At 71.8% G+C, this 16,223-nt stretch carries 9 protein-coding genes; 6 read left to right on the top strand and 3 right to left on the bottom strand.

From position 1 onward, the window contains the following. The first annotated feature begins 426 nt into the window (after positions 1-426). Together WMF20_RS04445 and WMF20_RS04440 are read left to right on the top strand one after the other, a co-directional pair. The gene (locus WMF20_RS04445; RefSeq protein ID WP_437610966.1) at positions 427-2,157 is read left to right on the top strand and encodes a DUF1592 domain-containing protein; all 1,731 of its coding nucleotides are present in this window, start codon (positions 427-429) and stop codon (positions 2,155-2,157) included. 35 nt (positions 2,158-2,192) lie between these two features. Then, complete coding sequence (locus WMF20_RS04440; RefSeq protein ID WP_437610964.1) at positions 2,193-3,539, top strand: DUF1552 domain-containing protein; 1,347 nt, start codon at positions 2,193-2,195, stop codon at positions 3,537-3,539. A gap of 73 nt (positions 3,540-3,612) precedes the next feature. On the opposite strand, the gene WMF20_RS04435 is transcribed toward WMF20_RS04440, so the two are convergent. The 3 genes from WMF20_RS04435 to WMF20_RS04425 form a co-directional block, all read right to left on the bottom strand. Next, positions 3,613-4,710 carry a pectin acetylesterase-family hydrolase gene (locus WMF20_RS04435; protein ID WP_437610962.1) on the bottom strand — a complete coding sequence of 366 codons (1,098 nt, stop codon included), beginning with the start codon at positions 4,708-4,710 and terminating at the stop codon, positions 3,613-3,615. A 68-nt stretch (positions 4,711-4,778) separates the two neighbouring features. Beyond that, positions 4,779-5,282: a hypothetical protein gene (locus WMF20_RS04430; protein ID WP_129573152.1), complete on the bottom strand. Its 504-nt coding sequence runs from the start codon at positions 5,280-5,282 to the stop codon at positions 4,779-4,781. Between the two features lie 518 nt (positions 5,283-5,800). Beyond that, positions 5,801-8,824 carry a DNRLRE domain-containing protein gene (locus WMF20_RS04425; protein WP_437610959.1) on the bottom strand — a complete coding sequence of 1,008 codons (3,024 nt, stop codon included), beginning with the start codon at positions 8,822-8,824 and terminating at the stop codon, positions 5,801-5,803. A gap of 335 nt (positions 8,825-9,159) precedes the next feature. Between WMF20_RS04425 and WMF20_RS04420 the strand changes: the two genes are divergently transcribed. From WMF20_RS04420 to WMF20_RS04405, 4 genes are read left to right on the top strand one after another with little or no spacing between them, the layout of a single operon-like run. After that, positions 9,160-13,125, top strand: coding sequence for a kelch repeat-containing protein (locus WMF20_RS04420; RefSeq protein ID WP_437610957.1), 3,966 nt, complete (start codon positions 9,160-9,162; stop codon positions 13,123-13,125). Then, positions 13,122-14,060: an aldo/keto reductase gene (locus WMF20_RS04415; protein ID WP_437610955.1), complete on the top strand. Its 939-nt coding sequence runs from the start codon at positions 13,122-13,124 to the stop codon at positions 14,058-14,060. Before WMF20_RS04420 ends, WMF20_RS04415 begins: the two co-directional genes overlap by 4 nt. A 5-nt stretch (positions 14,061-14,065) precedes the next feature. Then, positions 14,066-14,908, top strand: coding sequence for a 3'(2'),5'-bisphosphate nucleotidase CysQ family protein (locus WMF20_RS04410; RefSeq protein ID WP_437610953.1), 843 nt, complete (start codon positions 14,066-14,068; stop codon positions 14,906-14,908). 6 nt (positions 14,909-14,914) lie between these two features. Further along, positions 14,915-16,063 carry an NAD(P)/FAD-dependent oxidoreductase gene (locus WMF20_RS04405; protein WP_437610951.1) on the top strand — a complete coding sequence of 383 codons (1,149 nt, stop codon included), beginning with the start codon at positions 14,915-14,917 and terminating at the stop codon, positions 16,061-16,063. Positions 16,064-16,223 lie beyond the last annotated feature (160 nt).

Here is a 16,223-nt window from a genome sequence, read left to right as displayed (position 1 = left end):
ATCGATGATGGATAGCGTTTCACCAAGGGTGTTCCGCCAGAGAACACGATCCACCTCGCTCGTTCGGCGAAGGTCCTGAGATCCTTGGCGCTCCCCACGGGAGATGTTGTTTCGAAGATCCGGCGGAGCGGCCGCGTGGCGAGCGTGGGGACGGCGTGACCTGCGTTGCGACGGATCGTGACGAGATCGTCCTCGGGGACACTGGTGCGTTCGATGAGGCCCGTCTGGTAATTTTACGGAGCCACGCGAGAGGCGATGAATTCACCGTCTCATTGCACTTCTTCGTTATGGCTGTCGACCGCTCCTCGAGAGCTCCAGCGTGCCCCTCTGGGGGCTGCGCCCATGATACTCTGACGACGTCGTCAGGGAAGCCAGCTGTTCGACAATTACCTTCAGCGTGCCCACAGCGGGCGAAGAGGGACATTCATGTCTAGGCCCTCCCATCATGACCAGGCGCTCCCGCTCAGAGGCGCTCGGTCGGCGATCCTGGCCGCGTTGCTCCTGGCCAGCGGCTGCATCGGAAACCTGGGCGATTCTTCCGGCGCCGAGCCCGGCGACAAGCCCGGCACCGAGCCCGGCGTCGAGAATCCCACCCCCGGGGCCCCGCTCGCGTGCAAGGACGGCGTGGTGTACCCCGGGCGAGCGCCGCTGCGGCGGCTCACGCGCGTCGAGTACAACAACACCGTTCGCGATCTCCTGGGCGACACGACCGATCCCGCCTTTTCGCTGCCGAGCGAGGATGTCGGGAACGGCTTCGGCAACGACGCGGACACGCTGTCGGTCTCGAGCCTGCTGGCCGAGCAGCTGGGCACCGTCGCGGAGGGCGTCGCCCAGCGCGCGACCGCCACCCCGGAGGCGCTCGCGAAGCTCGCCCCTTGCGCGCGCAACGTGGCGGGGGCGGACGAGCAGGCGTGCGCGCGCACGATCATCGAGAAGCTCGCCCCGCTCGCGTACCGCAGGCCCCTCGCCGCCGGCGAGGCGGAGGAGCTCCTCGCGCTGTACGGCGTCGGCCGGACCGACGCGACGTTCGCCACCGGCGTCGCGACGATGATCCAGGCGCTGCTCCAATCGCCAGATTTTCTCTACCGCATCGAATGGGGCACGCCCGACCCGGAGCGCCCCCAGCTCCGCCGGCCCACGGGCGATGAGATGGCGACGCGGCTCTCGTACCTGCTCTGGGGCACGATGCCCGATGAGCAGCTGCGCATGGCCGCGCAGGCGGGTGAGCTCTCGACGAAGGAGGGCGTGCGCAAGCACGCCGAGCGCATGCTCGACGATGACCGGTCTCGGCCCACCATCCGGTTCTTCTTCGACAACCTCCTCCCCATCAGCAGCCTCGCGGATCTCGAGCGGAACGCGGAGGCGTTCCCGACCTTCTCTCGCACCATCGGCTCGCTGATGCGCGAGGAGACACAGCGGTTCCTCGAGCACGAGATCTTCGAGGGGACCGGCTCCTGGGCGTCCATCCTGACGGCCTCGTACACCTTCATGAACGAGCGGCTCGCGGCGTTCTACGGTGTCTCCGGCGTGAAGGGCGACGAGTTCCAAAAAGTAGAGCTCGACACGACCCAGCGCCTCGGGCTCCTCACCCAGGCGGGCGTGATGGCCGGGACGACGCACTCGAACAACACGAACCCCGTGGTCCGCGGCTCGTTCGTGCTGCAGAAGCTCATGTGCATCCCGATCCCGCTCCCCACCGGCGATATTTTGGAGAAGGTGAAGCCGCCGGATCCGTACTCCGGCGCGACGGCGCGGGACCGCTTCAGCCAGCACAGCAAGGACAAGGCGTGCGCGGGGTGCCACCAGTTCATGGACCCGGTCGGCTTCGCGTTCGAGAACTACGACGCGGTCGGGCTGTACCGCACCACCGAGAACGACGTCGTCATCGACCCGAGCGGCACAGTCCCGGGGACGCTGGGGGACGTGAGCGGGCCGATCGAGCTGGTGCAGAAGCTCGCCGCCTCCGAGGAGGTGCAGCACTGCTTCGCCAAGCGCTGGAGCGAGTTCGCGTACGGCCTCACCCTGCGCAAAGAGGACCAGTGCACCGAACAGGCTGTCACGACCGCCTTCGAGGCGTCCGGGTACAACGTGAAACAGCTCCTGATCGATCTCACGCAGACGGACGCTTTCCACTACTTGGCTTCAGGACAGGAGTGACGGTCATGTCGAAATTTCGCTTGAGCCGACGTGCCATGCTGCGAGGGGCCGGCGCCATCGCGGTCTCGCTCCCCTGGCTGGAGATCATGGGCCCCGAACGCCAGGCGCACGCGGCCCCCGCCCCCGCCAAGCGTTTCCTCGCCGTCTACACGCCCGGGGGGACCGTGATGAACCGCTGGAGGCCGACCGGCTCGGAGACGAGCTTCACCCTGAGCCCCATCCTGGCGCCGCTCGCGCCCGTGCAAAACCGGCTGCTCGTCGTCGACGGCCTCGACATGAAGAGCGCGCGCGGCGAGCAGCATCAGGCCGGGATCATCGCCTGGCTCACGGGCACGGCGCAGGAGGGCGCCAACAACGGCGGCTACGGGAAGGGGCCGTCCATCGATCAGGTGATCGCCGCCCGGATCTCCGCCGGTCAAAAGGCGAAGGCCAGCATCCAGATCGCGTTGCGCTGGGCCACGGGCAAGTCTCACGGCCTGCTGTCGCCGATGAACGCCGTGAATTTCGAGAACGACGCGCCGCACAAGCCGATCCCGCCGCGCCTCGATCCGGTGGAGATCTTCACCGAGCTCTTCGGCACGCTGAACCCGAACGACGGCAACGACGCCGCCCGTCGCCTCGCGCGGAAGCAATCGATCCTGGACTTCCTCGATCGGCGCTACGCCACCCTGTCCGGGAAGCTCGGCGCCGCCGACAAGCAGAAGATCGACCAGCACCTCACGAAGATCCGCGAGATCGAGCAGAGCCTCAGCAACACCCCGGTCGAGACGAGCGCGTGCAAGGTGCCGACGAGGGTCGACACGTCCGACTACAACCCGCGCACGGGGCTCAACTCGTCCGACAACGGCTCGATCAAGGACACCTCGACCGACGCGGCGATCCCCAAGGTCGGCAAGCTGTTGACGGACATGATGGTGATGGCGCTCGCCTGCGACATCACCGCGGTCGGCACCCTGCAGTGGAGCGACACCGAGGCGAAGCACACCTTCCCCTGGCTCAACCTGACCGAGCACCACCATTTCTACCAGCACGACGGCGGCTTCAAGCCGAACGAGTGCGAGGCCATCTGCAACTGGTACTCGAAGCAGCACCTCTACCTCCTGCAGGAGATGGAGAAGGTCGACATGGGCGGGCACTCGCTGCTCGACGAGAGCGTCGTCTTCTTCGGCTCCGAGCTCTCGGATCCGCCGACGCACAAGAAGAACGACATGCCGTTCCTGCTCGCCGGCGGCGGCGGAGGCCTGCGCACCGGACGCTGGGTCCGGTACCCGAACCTCCCGCACAACAACCTGCTCGTCTCGATCTTGAACCTGTTCGGCGACACCCGGACCACGTTCGGCGACCCGCGGGACTGCACCGGGCCGCTCAACAACCTGACGTAGCCGCTCCGGAGGCGGGACGCCGGCCCCCGCTCGACCGCGGCGGGGCGGCGCTCGCCCCTCGCCCGCGCGCCCGCTACGGTGAGCCGCAGTCGTCGCAGGCGACGCTGGGCGGCAGCTCGCCGTTCACGAGCGCGTCGAGCCATCGGACGAGGGGCGTCCCGCCCGACTCGACGGTGTAGAACTCCGGCCGCCAGAGGATGCAATGAGCGCTGCCGGCGGCGAGGTACGATCGGAAGTTCGGCGTCGACGCCTCGATGTGGTCGACGGACGCTCTCATGGCCTCCGACCACGCCTCCGCGCCGCCGCCGCCGCCCATGGCGGTGTAGAAGAAGATCTGGTCCTCGTCGTGGACCGTGTTGTACTGCGACAGGCGCATGTCGGGGTAGTGCGCGCCGATCTTCTCGTAGAGCACGTACAGGTTCACGAGCTCGGCCGGCTCGAGCCCGGGGATCCACGTCGGATAGGCGCCCTCGGGCTTCCAGGAGGGGAGGCTGTCGTTGAAGAAGGCGTCGGTGATGACCCCCGCGCCGCTGTCGGCGAACTGGACCACGGACGCGCTCTTGTAGTGCTCCCGCAGGTGGGCGGACCACAGGATCGAGCCATACGCGCCCGCGCTGCAGCCGGTCACGAAGACCTTCTCGGGCGCGGGGACGTTGGCGTAGATCCAGTCGAGCGCGGCGCGGACGTTGACGGCGCCCTTGTGCCGGACGGTGACGGCGCTGCTCCCCTGGCCGTACGTGGCTACGTTGTCGCCCCAGTGGATATCCCCGGTGCAGTAGGGAATGTAGACATGGTGCCAGTCCCTGAACGGGTTGTCCGGGTTGTCATGATCGTAGATCCCGGTCGTCAGGGGATCGTCGCCGACGGTGTCCTGGAAGATGTCGGCGCCGGGGGAGCAGGTGGCGGCGCTCCAGCACGCGCCGCCGCCGCGGAACTCGACGATGAGCCGATTGACGGTGCCCGGGCGCACGAGGTACTTGAACGGATCGCCGCGCGCGCACGTGGTCTCGCCGCCCGGCTCGATGGTGTTCCATCCGGACGGCAAGCTCAGGATTCCCGCCCGCGGCGGGCCGTTCGGGCCTTCGTCCTTGGCGGACGAGCCGCCACAGCCGACGATGGCGAGCAGGCACAGCGAGATGTGGAATGGAGGGAATGCGGGGTTGAAGCGCATGATGGGAGTGAGGATAGCATTCCGCGACTCCCAGGCTTGTCCGCCGGCGACGGCCGCGGTGACGAGCGCTACGGCGCCGGGGCGTGCTCTGCCCAGAGCTGCGCGGCGGCGGCGCTGACCGCGCTTCGAATCGAGCCCTCGTCGAGGCGCGCTCGGTCGCGCGGCGCCAGGGCGGCGCAGATGGCGAGCGCGACGAGGTAGAGGGCGCCGATGAGCCCGATCCACCGCAGACCGGACGCGCCCAGCCGGGAGATGATCTCGATGGGCACGATCTGCGCGCGGATCTGGACCACGCCGATCACGAGGACGGCGCGGTCTCCTTCCTGGAGCTCGATGTCGGCGGGGCCGGTCAGCAAGCGCCCGAGCCCGTCGGCGCCGTGGACGCGCGCCCTCGTCCGCCGCGGGACGTGCAGCACGTAGCGCGCGCCGGTCACCTCCGCGATGACGGGGGCCGCCCTGTCCAGCTCTCCCGACGGCACGCGCGCGATGGATGCGGGCGTGTCGCCGATGTGCGCCCGGCCCTCGGCGAGCAGGTGGCGGACGCCGATCACGTCCTTGCCTCGGACGGCCACGAGCTCCAGCGCGCGCCGCGCGGAGGCGCTCGCCGCGGGCGGCCGTGATCTCCGGTCGCTGACGGGTTCGGCCCTCGATGCCTCATTAGGACCTTTCGCCATACTCTACAGCCCCCTTCGTCGTCCGCGGGCAGGGGTGGACTCTGCATGTCCCCTGGTCACCTGCCCTCGGCGCGCCGCCCCGCTCGCCGCCACATCACTCCCCTTCCCCGGCTTCTCTGGCATGGATCGTTCCGCCGCCGAGCGCGCAGGGACGTGGCGCCCCGGCGGCCCCTGCCAGCGCGCCTCATGGCGGAGAAGGAGGGAGAAGGCGACGGAGAGGACGACCGCGGCGGCGCCCGAGGCGCGGCGGAGGGCGGCCGTCGTCGCTGACGGACCGGAGCGCGGGCTCGACCTCGACGTCCGGCGCGTGGTCAGGAAATGAGGTCACACGGAGGCGGGCCACGGCGGAGGGGGCCACGGCGGAGGGGGCGCCGCGCGCCCCTCGGCCGTGGCTGGCGGCGATGCGCGCTGGTCTGTCAGGGCGTCACGTAGCAGAGGTCGAGGCGCGGCCGCTCGGCGGTGTTCGGCTCCTCGCTCGACCGGAGGGTCCGCTTGCCCGTACCGAGCTCGCGCAGGAGCACGCCGTGGTTGGCGAGCGCGCCCGAGACCCAGTCCTGGACGAGCGCGGTCACGTCGCACGACACGGTGGTCGTCAGGTTGGCCGGCACGGCGAGCGACGCCTCGACGGCGGGGTCGAAGGCGCCGTTCAGCGTGTTGTACGTGACGGTGGCCTCGGTCCACGGCGCCGTGATCGCGTGGACATTGAGCGTCGCGGCCGTCGGGGCATAGAGCGCTCTCACCGAGAACGTCGCGCCCTCGATGGTGGCGTCCCCGGGGATCCCGGAGAGATCGAAGGCGACGAGGCTCATCTTCTCTCCGGAGCCGGAGACGCCGGTGAAGAGGCCAGGATACGAGCCCGACGTCGTGTTCGGCTCGGAGCTGGAGATGAATGCGTCGGCGGCCCCGCCGGCGCCGCCGCGGATGACGGCGACGCAGATCGGATCGCAGGCGTTGCCCACGCCGTCGGCGTCGTCGTCGCCCTGCCCCGGGTTGGCGTCGCCGGGGCAGTTGTCGCACGCGTCGCCCACGCCGTCGGCGTCCGCGTCGGCCTGGCTCGCGTTCGCCGCGAGCGGGCAGCTGTCGCACGCGTCGCCCACGCCGTCGGCGTCCGCGTCGGCCTGATCGGGGTTCGCGGCGAGCGGGCAGTTGTCGAAGGTGTCGCTCACGGCGTCAGCGTCGGTGTCGACCCACTCGGGGACGCTCACGTCGAAGGAGGCGCTCGCCGCGTTGCCCGCCGCGTCGGTCGCGCTGCAGGAGACCGTGGAGACGCCGACCGGCAGGACGGTGCCCGGCGCGGGCGAGCAGGTCACCGGGACCGCGCCGTCGACAACGTCGATCGCGACGGCGACGAACGCGAGCTCGGCGCCCCAGGGCCCCGTCGGCTCCAGGGTCATCGGGCCGGGGACGGTGAGGACCGGAGCGCTCGTGTCCTCGACGATGACGGCGAAGGTGCCGTAATCGAGGTTGCCGGTGGCGTCGAGCGCGTAGCAGTGGACGACGGTGACGCCGATCGGGACGGTGCTGCCCGGGGGCGTCGTGCAGATCACGGGGACGGCGCCGTCGACGTCGTCGATCGCGGAGACCGTGAACGTGGCCGGGGCGCCGCTCGCGCCGGTCGCCTCGAGCACGAGGTCGTCGGGCACGGAGAGCGTCGGCGCCGTCGTGTCGCCGACCGCGCCGGTGCCGCAGTCGAGCCGCAGGTCGAGGTCGAAGACCGGCGGCGGGATGTGCATGATGTGGCTCTCGACATACGGCTGCGCGGCGTCGTCGGGCGCGTGACAGCCCGGCTTCTCGGCGCGGACCTTGTAATAGCCGGTGACGACATCCCAGCCGAAGTGCCCCTCCCCGTCGGAGATGCTCGGGTTGGCGCGGTTCATGGGCGACATGATGGCGCTGCCGTCGGGCACCACGGTGAAGGAGCCCGGCGCCCCGCTGTCGGAGCGGAAGAGGGTGACCGTGGCGCCGTCGATGGGGGCGCCGCCCACGGTCCGGACCCACCCGCTCGGGTCGATGTAGATCGGGAACGCGATGCTCGTGACCGTCGAGCCGCACTGCGTCTGGATGAGGATCGTGGCTGCGCCGTGGTTCGGGTAAAACGGAGGAATGACGGCGGTGAACTGGCCGTTGCCGTCGAGCTGCATCCAGCCTGACGCGAACGTGACGGAGCCGAACTTCACGTCGTAGGTCGCCGTGCCGCCGGCGCAGCCGGGCGTGGTCAGGGTGGTGGGGTCGTGCCAGTAGACGACGGGCACGTCGCCGCCGCCCTGGGACGAGGGCTCGAGGCCGGTGCCCGGGGGCGGCGCGACCGGCGTGCCGAGGGTGATCGTCGCCGACGCCTGATCCGCGACGCCGACGGACACCTCGCTCTGGATCAAGACGCTCCCCGCCGGCGGGAACGCCGTGATCGTGTACTGGCCCTCGACGAGGGCGTTCGCCGTGAACCCACCGCTCGCGTTGGTCGTCCCGAACCACGGGCAATCCGGCGCCGCCGCGGACACCGCCCGGCAGATCTGCACCGGCGCGCCGGCCACCCCCGCCATCTGGCCCTGGGCGTTGAGGGCCTGGACGGTGCCCGTGATGACGCTCGAGCCCAGCCCCCCGGCATTCTTATCTATCTTGATTTTGTAGCGTCCTTTTTGACTGCTCCCCATCTCGTTGTCGATGAGCCTGTAAGATACATCGTAGTCCGTAAAGATGTCCCTGGGCTCTGGATCCGTTTGAAGCTGCGGCTTCGGCAGCTCGAAGGCCCCCGCCCCCGTGCCGGAGGCGAAGCCGACGCGGGCCGTCTCGCCGCCGATCCCGCCGACGCCGCCGCTCGCAGACCCGGAGTTCCACCTGATCTGATCATAGTTGAACCAGATGTCGAAGTCCCCTGCCGGCCGGTAATCCTGGCTCGACGGGTCGCAGTTCGCGTCGGGGTCTCCTGCGACGCACGTCTGCGCGTCGACGAGGAGGACCTGAAAGATGTTCAGCTTGTCGGTGCTCTGTGGGTAATGGCCGACCCCTGCGACCCCGTTCGGCGGAGCGACGGGGTCCGCCCACAGCACGCAGAAGGCCTTCCGGGGCTGTTGATAGCCCGGGAGTATCCCCTGGACCGCGCCCCAGTGCACGACGCCCGAGCCGGCGCCCATGGTGTCGACGTCCGCGAAGAAAGGGGCGATGATGGCGCGGTTCGTGGTCTCGAGCGGGAACGGCGTGTAGACGTTGAGGGGGCCGTCGAAGGTGATGTTGCCGTTGTTGTTGACGTAGACCGTGTTGTAGTGCCGGTCGTAGAAGTTGACCTCGAAGGGGAGCGGCACGACGCCGCTCGATCCATCGTCGTTCGGCGGCAGCGAACCTCCCGCAAGGCAACCAGGGTCGTAGATCACGGCGTCCGGCCCGGCCGCGAGCACCTCGCTCGAGACCCCCCCCGCGAGCGTCACGATGCCGGCGGTCAACATCCGATGAACATTGCGTCTCATCCTATCCTCGCTTCGCCTCCACGCAGAGAGGCGCGATGATAATTGCATCTGCCCGCGGTTCCATGGAAGCCTTTTTTACGATCAATCGCGCTTGCTCCCAGCGCCTCCTGGCCCGAGGCGCGCGTGCGGTGCGCGCCTCGCCGCGGGTCAGCTCGGGACGCCTCGCGCTACTTCATGAAATGACAGAGAAGCCTGCGTACCCGGGCCGGAGCGCGCGGATCCCGTCACAGGACGATGACGGCGCATCATTCAGCCACCACAGAAATGCTCTCACGTAGTTCCGGCTTGACGACGTTCCGGGCGCCATGGTTCTCATGGCTGCAATGTTGCGGGGCTCCACATCGCTCGGGGAATGCTCGGCGGCCCGCGATCCCCTGCGGGCAGCGTGGCTGCTCGCGGCGATCGCGGCCCTCGGCGGTTGCGGCGAGGCGACGGCGCCCGCGGCGGTCGACGCGCTCTCGGAGCGGTTCCCCGCGGTGGCGGCGCGCGTGCTCGACGGGGGCGAGGCGCTCGTCGAGAGGGGCGCTGTCTTCGCGCTGCCGGAGGGCCCCGCCCCTGGGCTCCTCACGGTGGAGCTCCCCGGCGACGCGGGACAGGCGATCCGCTTCCGCCTCCCTGGGGCCGGAGGGTGCGACGGCCCCGAGGCCGTGTGCGCTGGCGCCCTGGACATCCGGGTGCGCGAGGCGGGCGCTCGAGGCAAGGGGACGCGGGCAGGCCGCGCGATCGCCTATCGGCGGCCCGGGGGGACATCCTTCTGGACCGCCGCGTCCGGCGTCGCCGAGGAGTGGCTGCTGCTCGAGCCCGAGGCGGTCCAGCGCGGCGCCCCCGTGGCCTCATGGCACATCGAAGGCGCCTCGCTGCGCAAGGCGGGCGAGGTGGTGCTCGTCGTGGACGAGACGGGCGCTCCGCGGCTGCGCGTGACGGCGCCGGAGGCCTTCGCCGACGGCGGCAAGCGCCCTGTCGAGGCGCGGCTCTCGGTGGAGGGCGCGACGCTCGCGCTGCACGTGGACGCCGAGGGGGAGGCGGTGCTCGTCGATCCGGTCTGGGAAGGGGTGCCCACCGGGATGAGCGCGGCGCGCCGGGAGCACACCGCGACCCTGATCACGAGCGGCTCGCGCGCCGGCCAGGTCCTCGTCGCGGGCGGGAACAACGGGGCCATCGCCCTCAGCAGCGCGGAGCTGTACGACCCCGTGACGAACGCGTGGTCGCCCGCGGCCGCCATGAGCACGGCGCGATACCAGCACACCGCGACCTTGCTGAACGACGGCCGCCGCGTGCTCGTGGTGGGCGGCCGCGTCGACACAACGTATCTGGGAACGGCGCAGATCTACGATCCCGACACGAATACCTGGACGAACGCCGAGGCCATCCCCAATCGAGCGCTCCATACGGCGACGCTGCTCGCGGACGGCGACGTGCTCGTGGCGGGCGGCTATGATGGCACCTACGCGCTCGGCGAGGCCCGCCGCTACGACCCGGAGACGGGCAGATGGTCGACCGCGGGGACGATGAGCAGCCGTTACGCGCACAGCGCCGTGCTGCTGAGCAACGGCGCCGTGCTCGTCGCGGGCGGCTACGGCACCACCTACCTCGCCACGGCGGAGACCTACGACCCCGCCGCCAACGCGTGGTCGGCGGCCGGCAGCCTGGGCACGGCGCGGCGGCTGCATAGCGCGACGCTCCTCCCGAACGGCGATGTCCTGGTCGTCGGCGGCACGAACGGGACGCACCTGGCGAGCGCCGAGCGATACAGCCCGACGGCGAGGACCTGGTCGCCGGCCGGCACCATGCCGGGCGCGCGCAGCAGCCACGCCGCGCTGCTGCTCCCGTCGAGCGGGCAGGTCCTCGTCGCCGGCGGCTTCGACGGCAGCGCCTATCTCCAGACGACCGCGCGGTACGATCCGGCCGCGGCGCCGTCCGCGGCCTGGACCGCGGACGACGTCATGGCCATCGCCCGCGGGTCTCACACGCTCGTGGCGCTCGCCAATGGCCAGCTCCTCGCGGCGGGCGGGCGGAACACCGCGCTCGCCCTGTCGAGCGCCGAGCTCTACATCACCGAGGCTCCCAACGGCGCGTCCTGCCTCGCCGATGGCGAGTGTCTGAGCGGCCACTGCGTCGACGGGGTCTGCTGCAACACCGCGTGTGGCGGCGGCGCTCCCGGCGACTGTCAGGCTTGCAGCACCGCGGCCGGCGCGTCCGCGAACGGCGTGTGCGGGCCGCGCGCCTCGGGCAGCCTCTGCCGCGGCTCGGCCGGCCTCTGCGACGTCGAGGAGCGCTGCAACGGCAGCTCCCTCGACTGCCCTGCCAACGCCCTCGCCTCCGCCACCACCGTGTGCAGGCCGGCGGCGGACCTGTGCGACGTGGCCGAGACCTGCACCGGTCGATCCGCCGACTGCCCCGCCGACGCCTTCGCGCCGGCCACCACCGTCTGCCGGCCCGAGGCGGACGCGTGCGACGTGGCCGAGACCTGCACCGGCGCCGCCGCCGCCTGCCCCGCCGACGCCTTCGCGCCGGCCACCACCGTCTGCCGGCCCGAGGCGGACGCGTGCGACGTGGCCGAGACCTGCACCGGCGCCGCCGCCGCCTGCCCCGCCGACGCCTTCGCGCCGGCCACCACCGTCTGCCGGCCCGAGGCGGACGCGTGCGACGTGGCCGAGACCTGCACCGGCGCCGCCGCCGCCTGCCCCGCCGACGCCTTCGCGCCGGCCACCACCGTCTGCCGGCCCGAGGCGGACGTGTGCGACGCGGCCGAGCACTGCACCGGCGCCGCCGCCGCCTGCCCCGCCGACGCCTTCGCGCCGGCCACCACCGTCTGCCGGCCCAAGGCGGACGCGTGCGACGCGGACGAGCACTGCACCGGCGCCGCCGCCGCCTGCCCCGCCGACGCCTTCGCGCCGGCCACCACCGTCTGCCGGCCCAAGGCGGACGTGTGCGACGCGGACGAGACCTGCACCGGCGCCGCCGCCGCCTGCCCCGCCGACGCCTTCGCGCTGGCCACCACCGTCTGCCGGCCCTCGACGGGCGCGTGCGACGCGGCCGAGACCTGCACCGGCGCCGCCGCCGCCTGCCCCGCCGACGCCCGCGCCGCGGCGAACACCGTGTGCGCCCCCGGCGCCTGCGTCGACGCGACCTCCAGCATCCCGCCGAGCCGCTGCACCGAAGGCGGCGCCTGCGTCGAGCGCGCTCCCGTGGACTGCGGCCTCTACGTCTGCGACGACGACGCGTGCCTGACCCGCTGCGCCACGCACGACGACTGTGCCGCAGGCGCCTACTGCGCCCCGCCGACCTGCTTGGCGAAGAAGCCGCTCGGCGCGCCTTGCAGGGCGACCGTCGAGTGCGCCGAGGGCGCCTGCATCCGCGGCACCTGCTCGCTCGATCGCGACGGCGACGGCATCCCCGACGCAGAGGACACGTGCCCCGACACCCCGAACACCGCAGACGTCGACATCGATGGCGACGGCAAGGGGAACGCGTGCGACGACGACGACGACGGCGACGGCATCCCCGACGCAGAGGACACGTGCCCCGACACCCCGAACACCGCGAACCTCGACACCGACGGCGACGGCAAGGGGGACGCGTGCGACGACGACGACGACGGCGACGGCAAGCCGGACGTCGAGGACGCCTGCCCCACGATCGCGGACCCGGACAGCACCTCCGATGGGGCGTGCAGCTGCGCTCCGCACAGGCAGGACGGCGCCCCCTGCGACGACGGCGATCCCTGCACCGTGACCGACACCTGCCAGGCGGGGCGATGTGTCGGCAGCAATCCGTTCGTGTGCCCCCAGCCGCCCGATCCGGGCGGGTGCAGGAGCTTCGTCTGCGTGGCGCCGAACGGCACCTGCATCGAGCGCAACAAGCTCGAGGGGGCGCCGTGCCGCGGCGGGGTCTGCGTCGCCGGCGGCTGCCTGGTCGACTCGCCCGGCAGCGGAACCGCCGGCGGCGAACCGAGCGGCAGCGGCGGCGGGACGGGCGGCAGCGGCGGCGGAACGGGCGGGGCCGAGCCGGGAGCGGGCGGGTCCGCCGGCGGCTCCGGCGGGGCGGGCGCGGCGGCGGGCGGTGGCGCCGGCAGCGGCGCCGCCGGCGAGGAGCCCCCCGGCGGCGCCCCTCGAGGGGAGCTCCGGCTCCACGGCAACGGCTGCGCGGCGAGCGCCTCCCCCGGCGGCGCCCCGGGTGATGCCGGCCACGGTCCGCTCTGGCTCCTCGCGGCGCTGCTCCTCGGGCGTCTGCCTATTTCGTGGCGCGCTCCCCGCGCTGGTGTAGATCGCCGCACGTGAGGAAACGCCCCCTCGGCAAGACCACCCTCCAGGTCTCGGAGCTCGCCCTAGGCACCTGGGGTCTCTCAGGCGACGGCTACGGCCCGGTCTCCGAGGCCGAAGCCGATCGCGTCATCGATCGCGCGCTCGCGGTCGGCATCGACCTCTTCGACACGGCCGACGTCTACGGCCGCGGCGAGATGGAGCGCCGCCTCGGCAAGCGGCTCAAGGGCGCCGGCGCCACGTTCGTGGTCACCAAGATCGGCACCGATCTCGAGGGCCCGCCGAAGAAGCGCTTCGACCCCGCCTACCTCCGCACCGCGTTCGAGCGCTCCCAGGAGCGGCTCGCCCGCGACGTGGTCGACGTCGTCCTGCTCCACAACCCCACCGTGGCCGCGATGCAGACGAAGGAGCCCCTCGCCTACCTGAAGGAGCTCAAGCAGGCCGGGAAGATCCGCGCCTTCGGCGTGAGCGCCGGCTCCGCGGACGTCGCCCGCTCCGCGCTGCGCGACGAGGTCGACCTCGTCGAGCTCGCCTACAACGCCTTCCTCCCCGGCGACCTCCACGAGGTCGCCGGCGACGTCTCCGAGAGCGGGGCCGGCGTCCTCGCCCGCTCGGTGCTCGCGCACGGGCTGCTCGCCGGCCAGTGGAGCCCCGACCGCGAGTTCTTCCCCGACGATCACCGCATGAACCGGTGGAACCGCGACGAGCTCCGGACCCGCCTCCGCCAGCTCGACGCCCTCCGGCCGCTGGTCGCGGGCGCCGTCGTCTCGCTCCGCTCCGTGGCGCTGCGCTTCGTCCTCGCGAACAACCTCGTCTCGTCCGCCGTGCTCGGCCCCCGCTCGGTCGCCCAGCTCGACCAGCTCGTCCGCGAGGCCGGCATGCCCCCCTACCTCCGCGACACGGCGCTCGCGGAGCTCGCAGGTCGCCTGAATCAGGCCGGGATCGAGGGGTGAGCAGGATGAGCCAGGGCGACAGGGAGCTCGACGAGATCGTCCGCATCGCGCGCGCGGCGGCGGCGATCGTGATGGACGTGTACGCGACGCCGTTCGCCGTCGAGATGAAGGGCCCGGGCGATCCGGTGACGCGCGCCGATCGCGAGGCAAACGCGCTCATCTGCGGCGCCCTCGAGGCCGCGTTCCCCGGCGAGGCGATCCTCGCCGAGGAGAGCGTCCCGACCGGCGACGAGCTCGCCGCGCGCTTCGGCCGGGAGCGGGTGTTCTTCGTCGATCCGCTCGACGGCACGCGCGAGTTCGCCGACCGGAACGGCGAGTTCGCCGTGATGATCGGCCTCGCGGTCCGCGGCAGGGCGGCGCTCGGCGTCGTGGTGATGCCCACGACCGGCGAGGCGCTGGCCGGCCGCGCCGGCGACGTCGACGACGGGTGCTTCGCCTTCCTCGAGGCGCGGGACGGCAGCCGCCGCCCGCTCGAGGTCTCCCGGGTCGCCTCGCCGGCCGACGCCACGCTCATCGTCTCGCGGTCGCACCGGCCGAAGGAGATCGAGCCGCTCCTCTCGCGGCTCGGCATCGCGAAGGTCGTCCCGTGCGGCTCGGTCGGCGTGAAGATCGCCCGGATCGCGACGGGCGAGGTCGACCTCTACGTGCACGGCGGCGGCGGCGCCAAGCTCTGGGACAGCTGCGCGCCCGAGGCCGTGCTCCGCGGCGCCGGCGGGCGCTTCACCGACCTCGCCGGCGCGCCCATCGACTACACCGGCCCCGGGCTCAAGCTCGCCCGCGGCATCATCGCCTCGAACGGCGCGCTCCAGGACGCCGTCGTCGCCGCGGCGAGGTCGGAGCTCGGCTGAGGCGCGATGCGGGCGCAGGCGGAGATCGTCGTCATCGGCGCGGGGATCATGGGCCTCGCGATCGCCTACAACCTCGCGCGGCACCACGGCATCACGGACGTCGTCGTCGTCGACCGGAGCTACCTCTGCGGCGGCGCCAGCGGCCGCAACGGCGGCGGGGTGCGGGCGCAGTTCTCGAGCGAGGGCAACATCCGGCTCATGCAGGAGAGCATCCGCATCTGCCGGGATTTCGCCCGCGAGATGAAGATCAACATCTGGTTCCGGCAGGGCGGCTACCTCTTCCTCGTGCGCAGCGAGGCCGGCCGTCGGACGCTCGAGAAGAGCGTCGCCGTGCAGAACGAGTGCGGCCTCGGGACGCGGATGCTCACCGCGAACGAGGCGCGCGCGCTCGTGCCGGAGCTCTCCACCGAGGGCGTCGTCGCGGCGAGCTACAACCCCGACGACGGCGTCGTGTTCCCCTGGCCGTTCGTCTGGGGCTACGCCGAGCGCGCCCAGAAGCTCGGCGTCGACATCGCCACCTTCACGGACGTCCTCGGCTTCCGCACGCAGGGCGCGCGGATCGACGCCGTGGTCACGGATCGCGGCGAGATCCGGACGCACCGGGTGGTCAACGCCGCCGGCGCGTGGAGCCCGGAGATCGCGCGCATGCTCGGCGTGGAGCTGCCGAACCGCCCGCACCGCCACGAGATCTGCTCGACCGAGCCGCTCAAGCCGTGGCTCGGCCCGCTCGTCGCCGACCTGTCGAACGGCCTCTATTTCTCCCAGTCGATGCGCGGCGAGATCGTGGGCGGCATCTCCAACGAGGATGTCCCCGAGGGCCTCGACATGGGCTCGAGCCACAAGTTCCTCGCGCTGTACGCGCGGGCGCTCGTCACGGCGTGCCCGGTCCTCGGCAGCGTGAAGGTGCTGCGGCAGTGGGCTGGCTGTTACGACCTCACCCCCGACCAGAACCCCATCGTGGGCGGGGTCGACGAGGTGGAGCACTTCTACCAGGCCTCCGGGTTCATGGGGCACGGCTTCATGATCGCGCCTGTGATGGGCAAGCTCATCGCGCAGCACATCGCCGAGGGCACGTCCCTGCCGCTGTTCGATCGCTGGAACCTGCGCCGCTTCAAGGAGGGCAGGCTCCTCAGCGAGGCGATGATCATCGGCTGATCCCGGCAGCAGCGGTGTGCCGCGGCAGCCGTGTATCCATTCGGTATTCTTCTAGCCATACGCTACCCGGACAGGGGGGCTCGCCGCACGGACAGGGGGGCCCGCCGCACGGACAGGGGGGCCCGCCGCACGGACAGGGGGGCCCGCCGCACGGACAGGG

This window comes from Sorangium sp. So ce834 (assembly GCF_051521425.1).
In the GTDB taxonomy this organism is placed as follows: Bacteria; Myxococcota_A; Polyangia; order Polyangiales; family Polyangiaceae; genus Sorangium; species Sorangium cellulosum_D.
The sequence above is the reverse complement of the archived record's forward strand: the minus strand, read 5'-3'. Positions and strand labels throughout refer to the sequence as shown.

What these genes read in the sequence shown, in the direction of transcription:
- WMF20_RS04420 (WP_437610957.1), top strand. Translation starts at nt 9,160, where the DNA reads ATGGCTGCAATGTTGCGGGGCTCCACATCGCTCGGGGAATGCTCGGCG.
- WMF20_RS04405 (WP_437610951.1), top strand. Translation starts at nt 14,915, where the DNA reads ATGCGGGCGCAGGCGGAGATCGTCGTCATCGGCGCGGGGATCATGGGC.
- WMF20_RS04410 (WP_437610953.1), top strand. Translation starts at nt 14,066, where the DNA reads ATGAGCCAGGGCGACAGGGAGCTCGACGAGATCGTCCGCATCGCGCGC.
- WMF20_RS04445 (WP_437610966.1), top strand. Translation starts at nt 427, where the DNA reads ATGTCTAGGCCCTCCCATCATGACCAGGCGCTCCCGCTCAGAGGCGCT.
- WMF20_RS04440 (WP_437610964.1), top strand. Translation starts at nt 2,193, where the DNA reads ATGCTGCGAGGGGCCGGCGCCATCGCGGTCTCGCTCCCCTGGCTGGAG.
- WMF20_RS04435 (WP_437610962.1), bottom strand. Translation starts at nt 4,710, where the DNA reads ATGCGCTTCAACCCCGCATTCCCTCCATTCCACATCTCGCTGTGCCTG.
- WMF20_RS04425 (WP_437610959.1), bottom strand. Translation starts at nt 8,824, where the DNA reads ATGTTGACCGCCGGCATCGTGACGCTCGCGGGGGGGGTCTCGAGCGAG.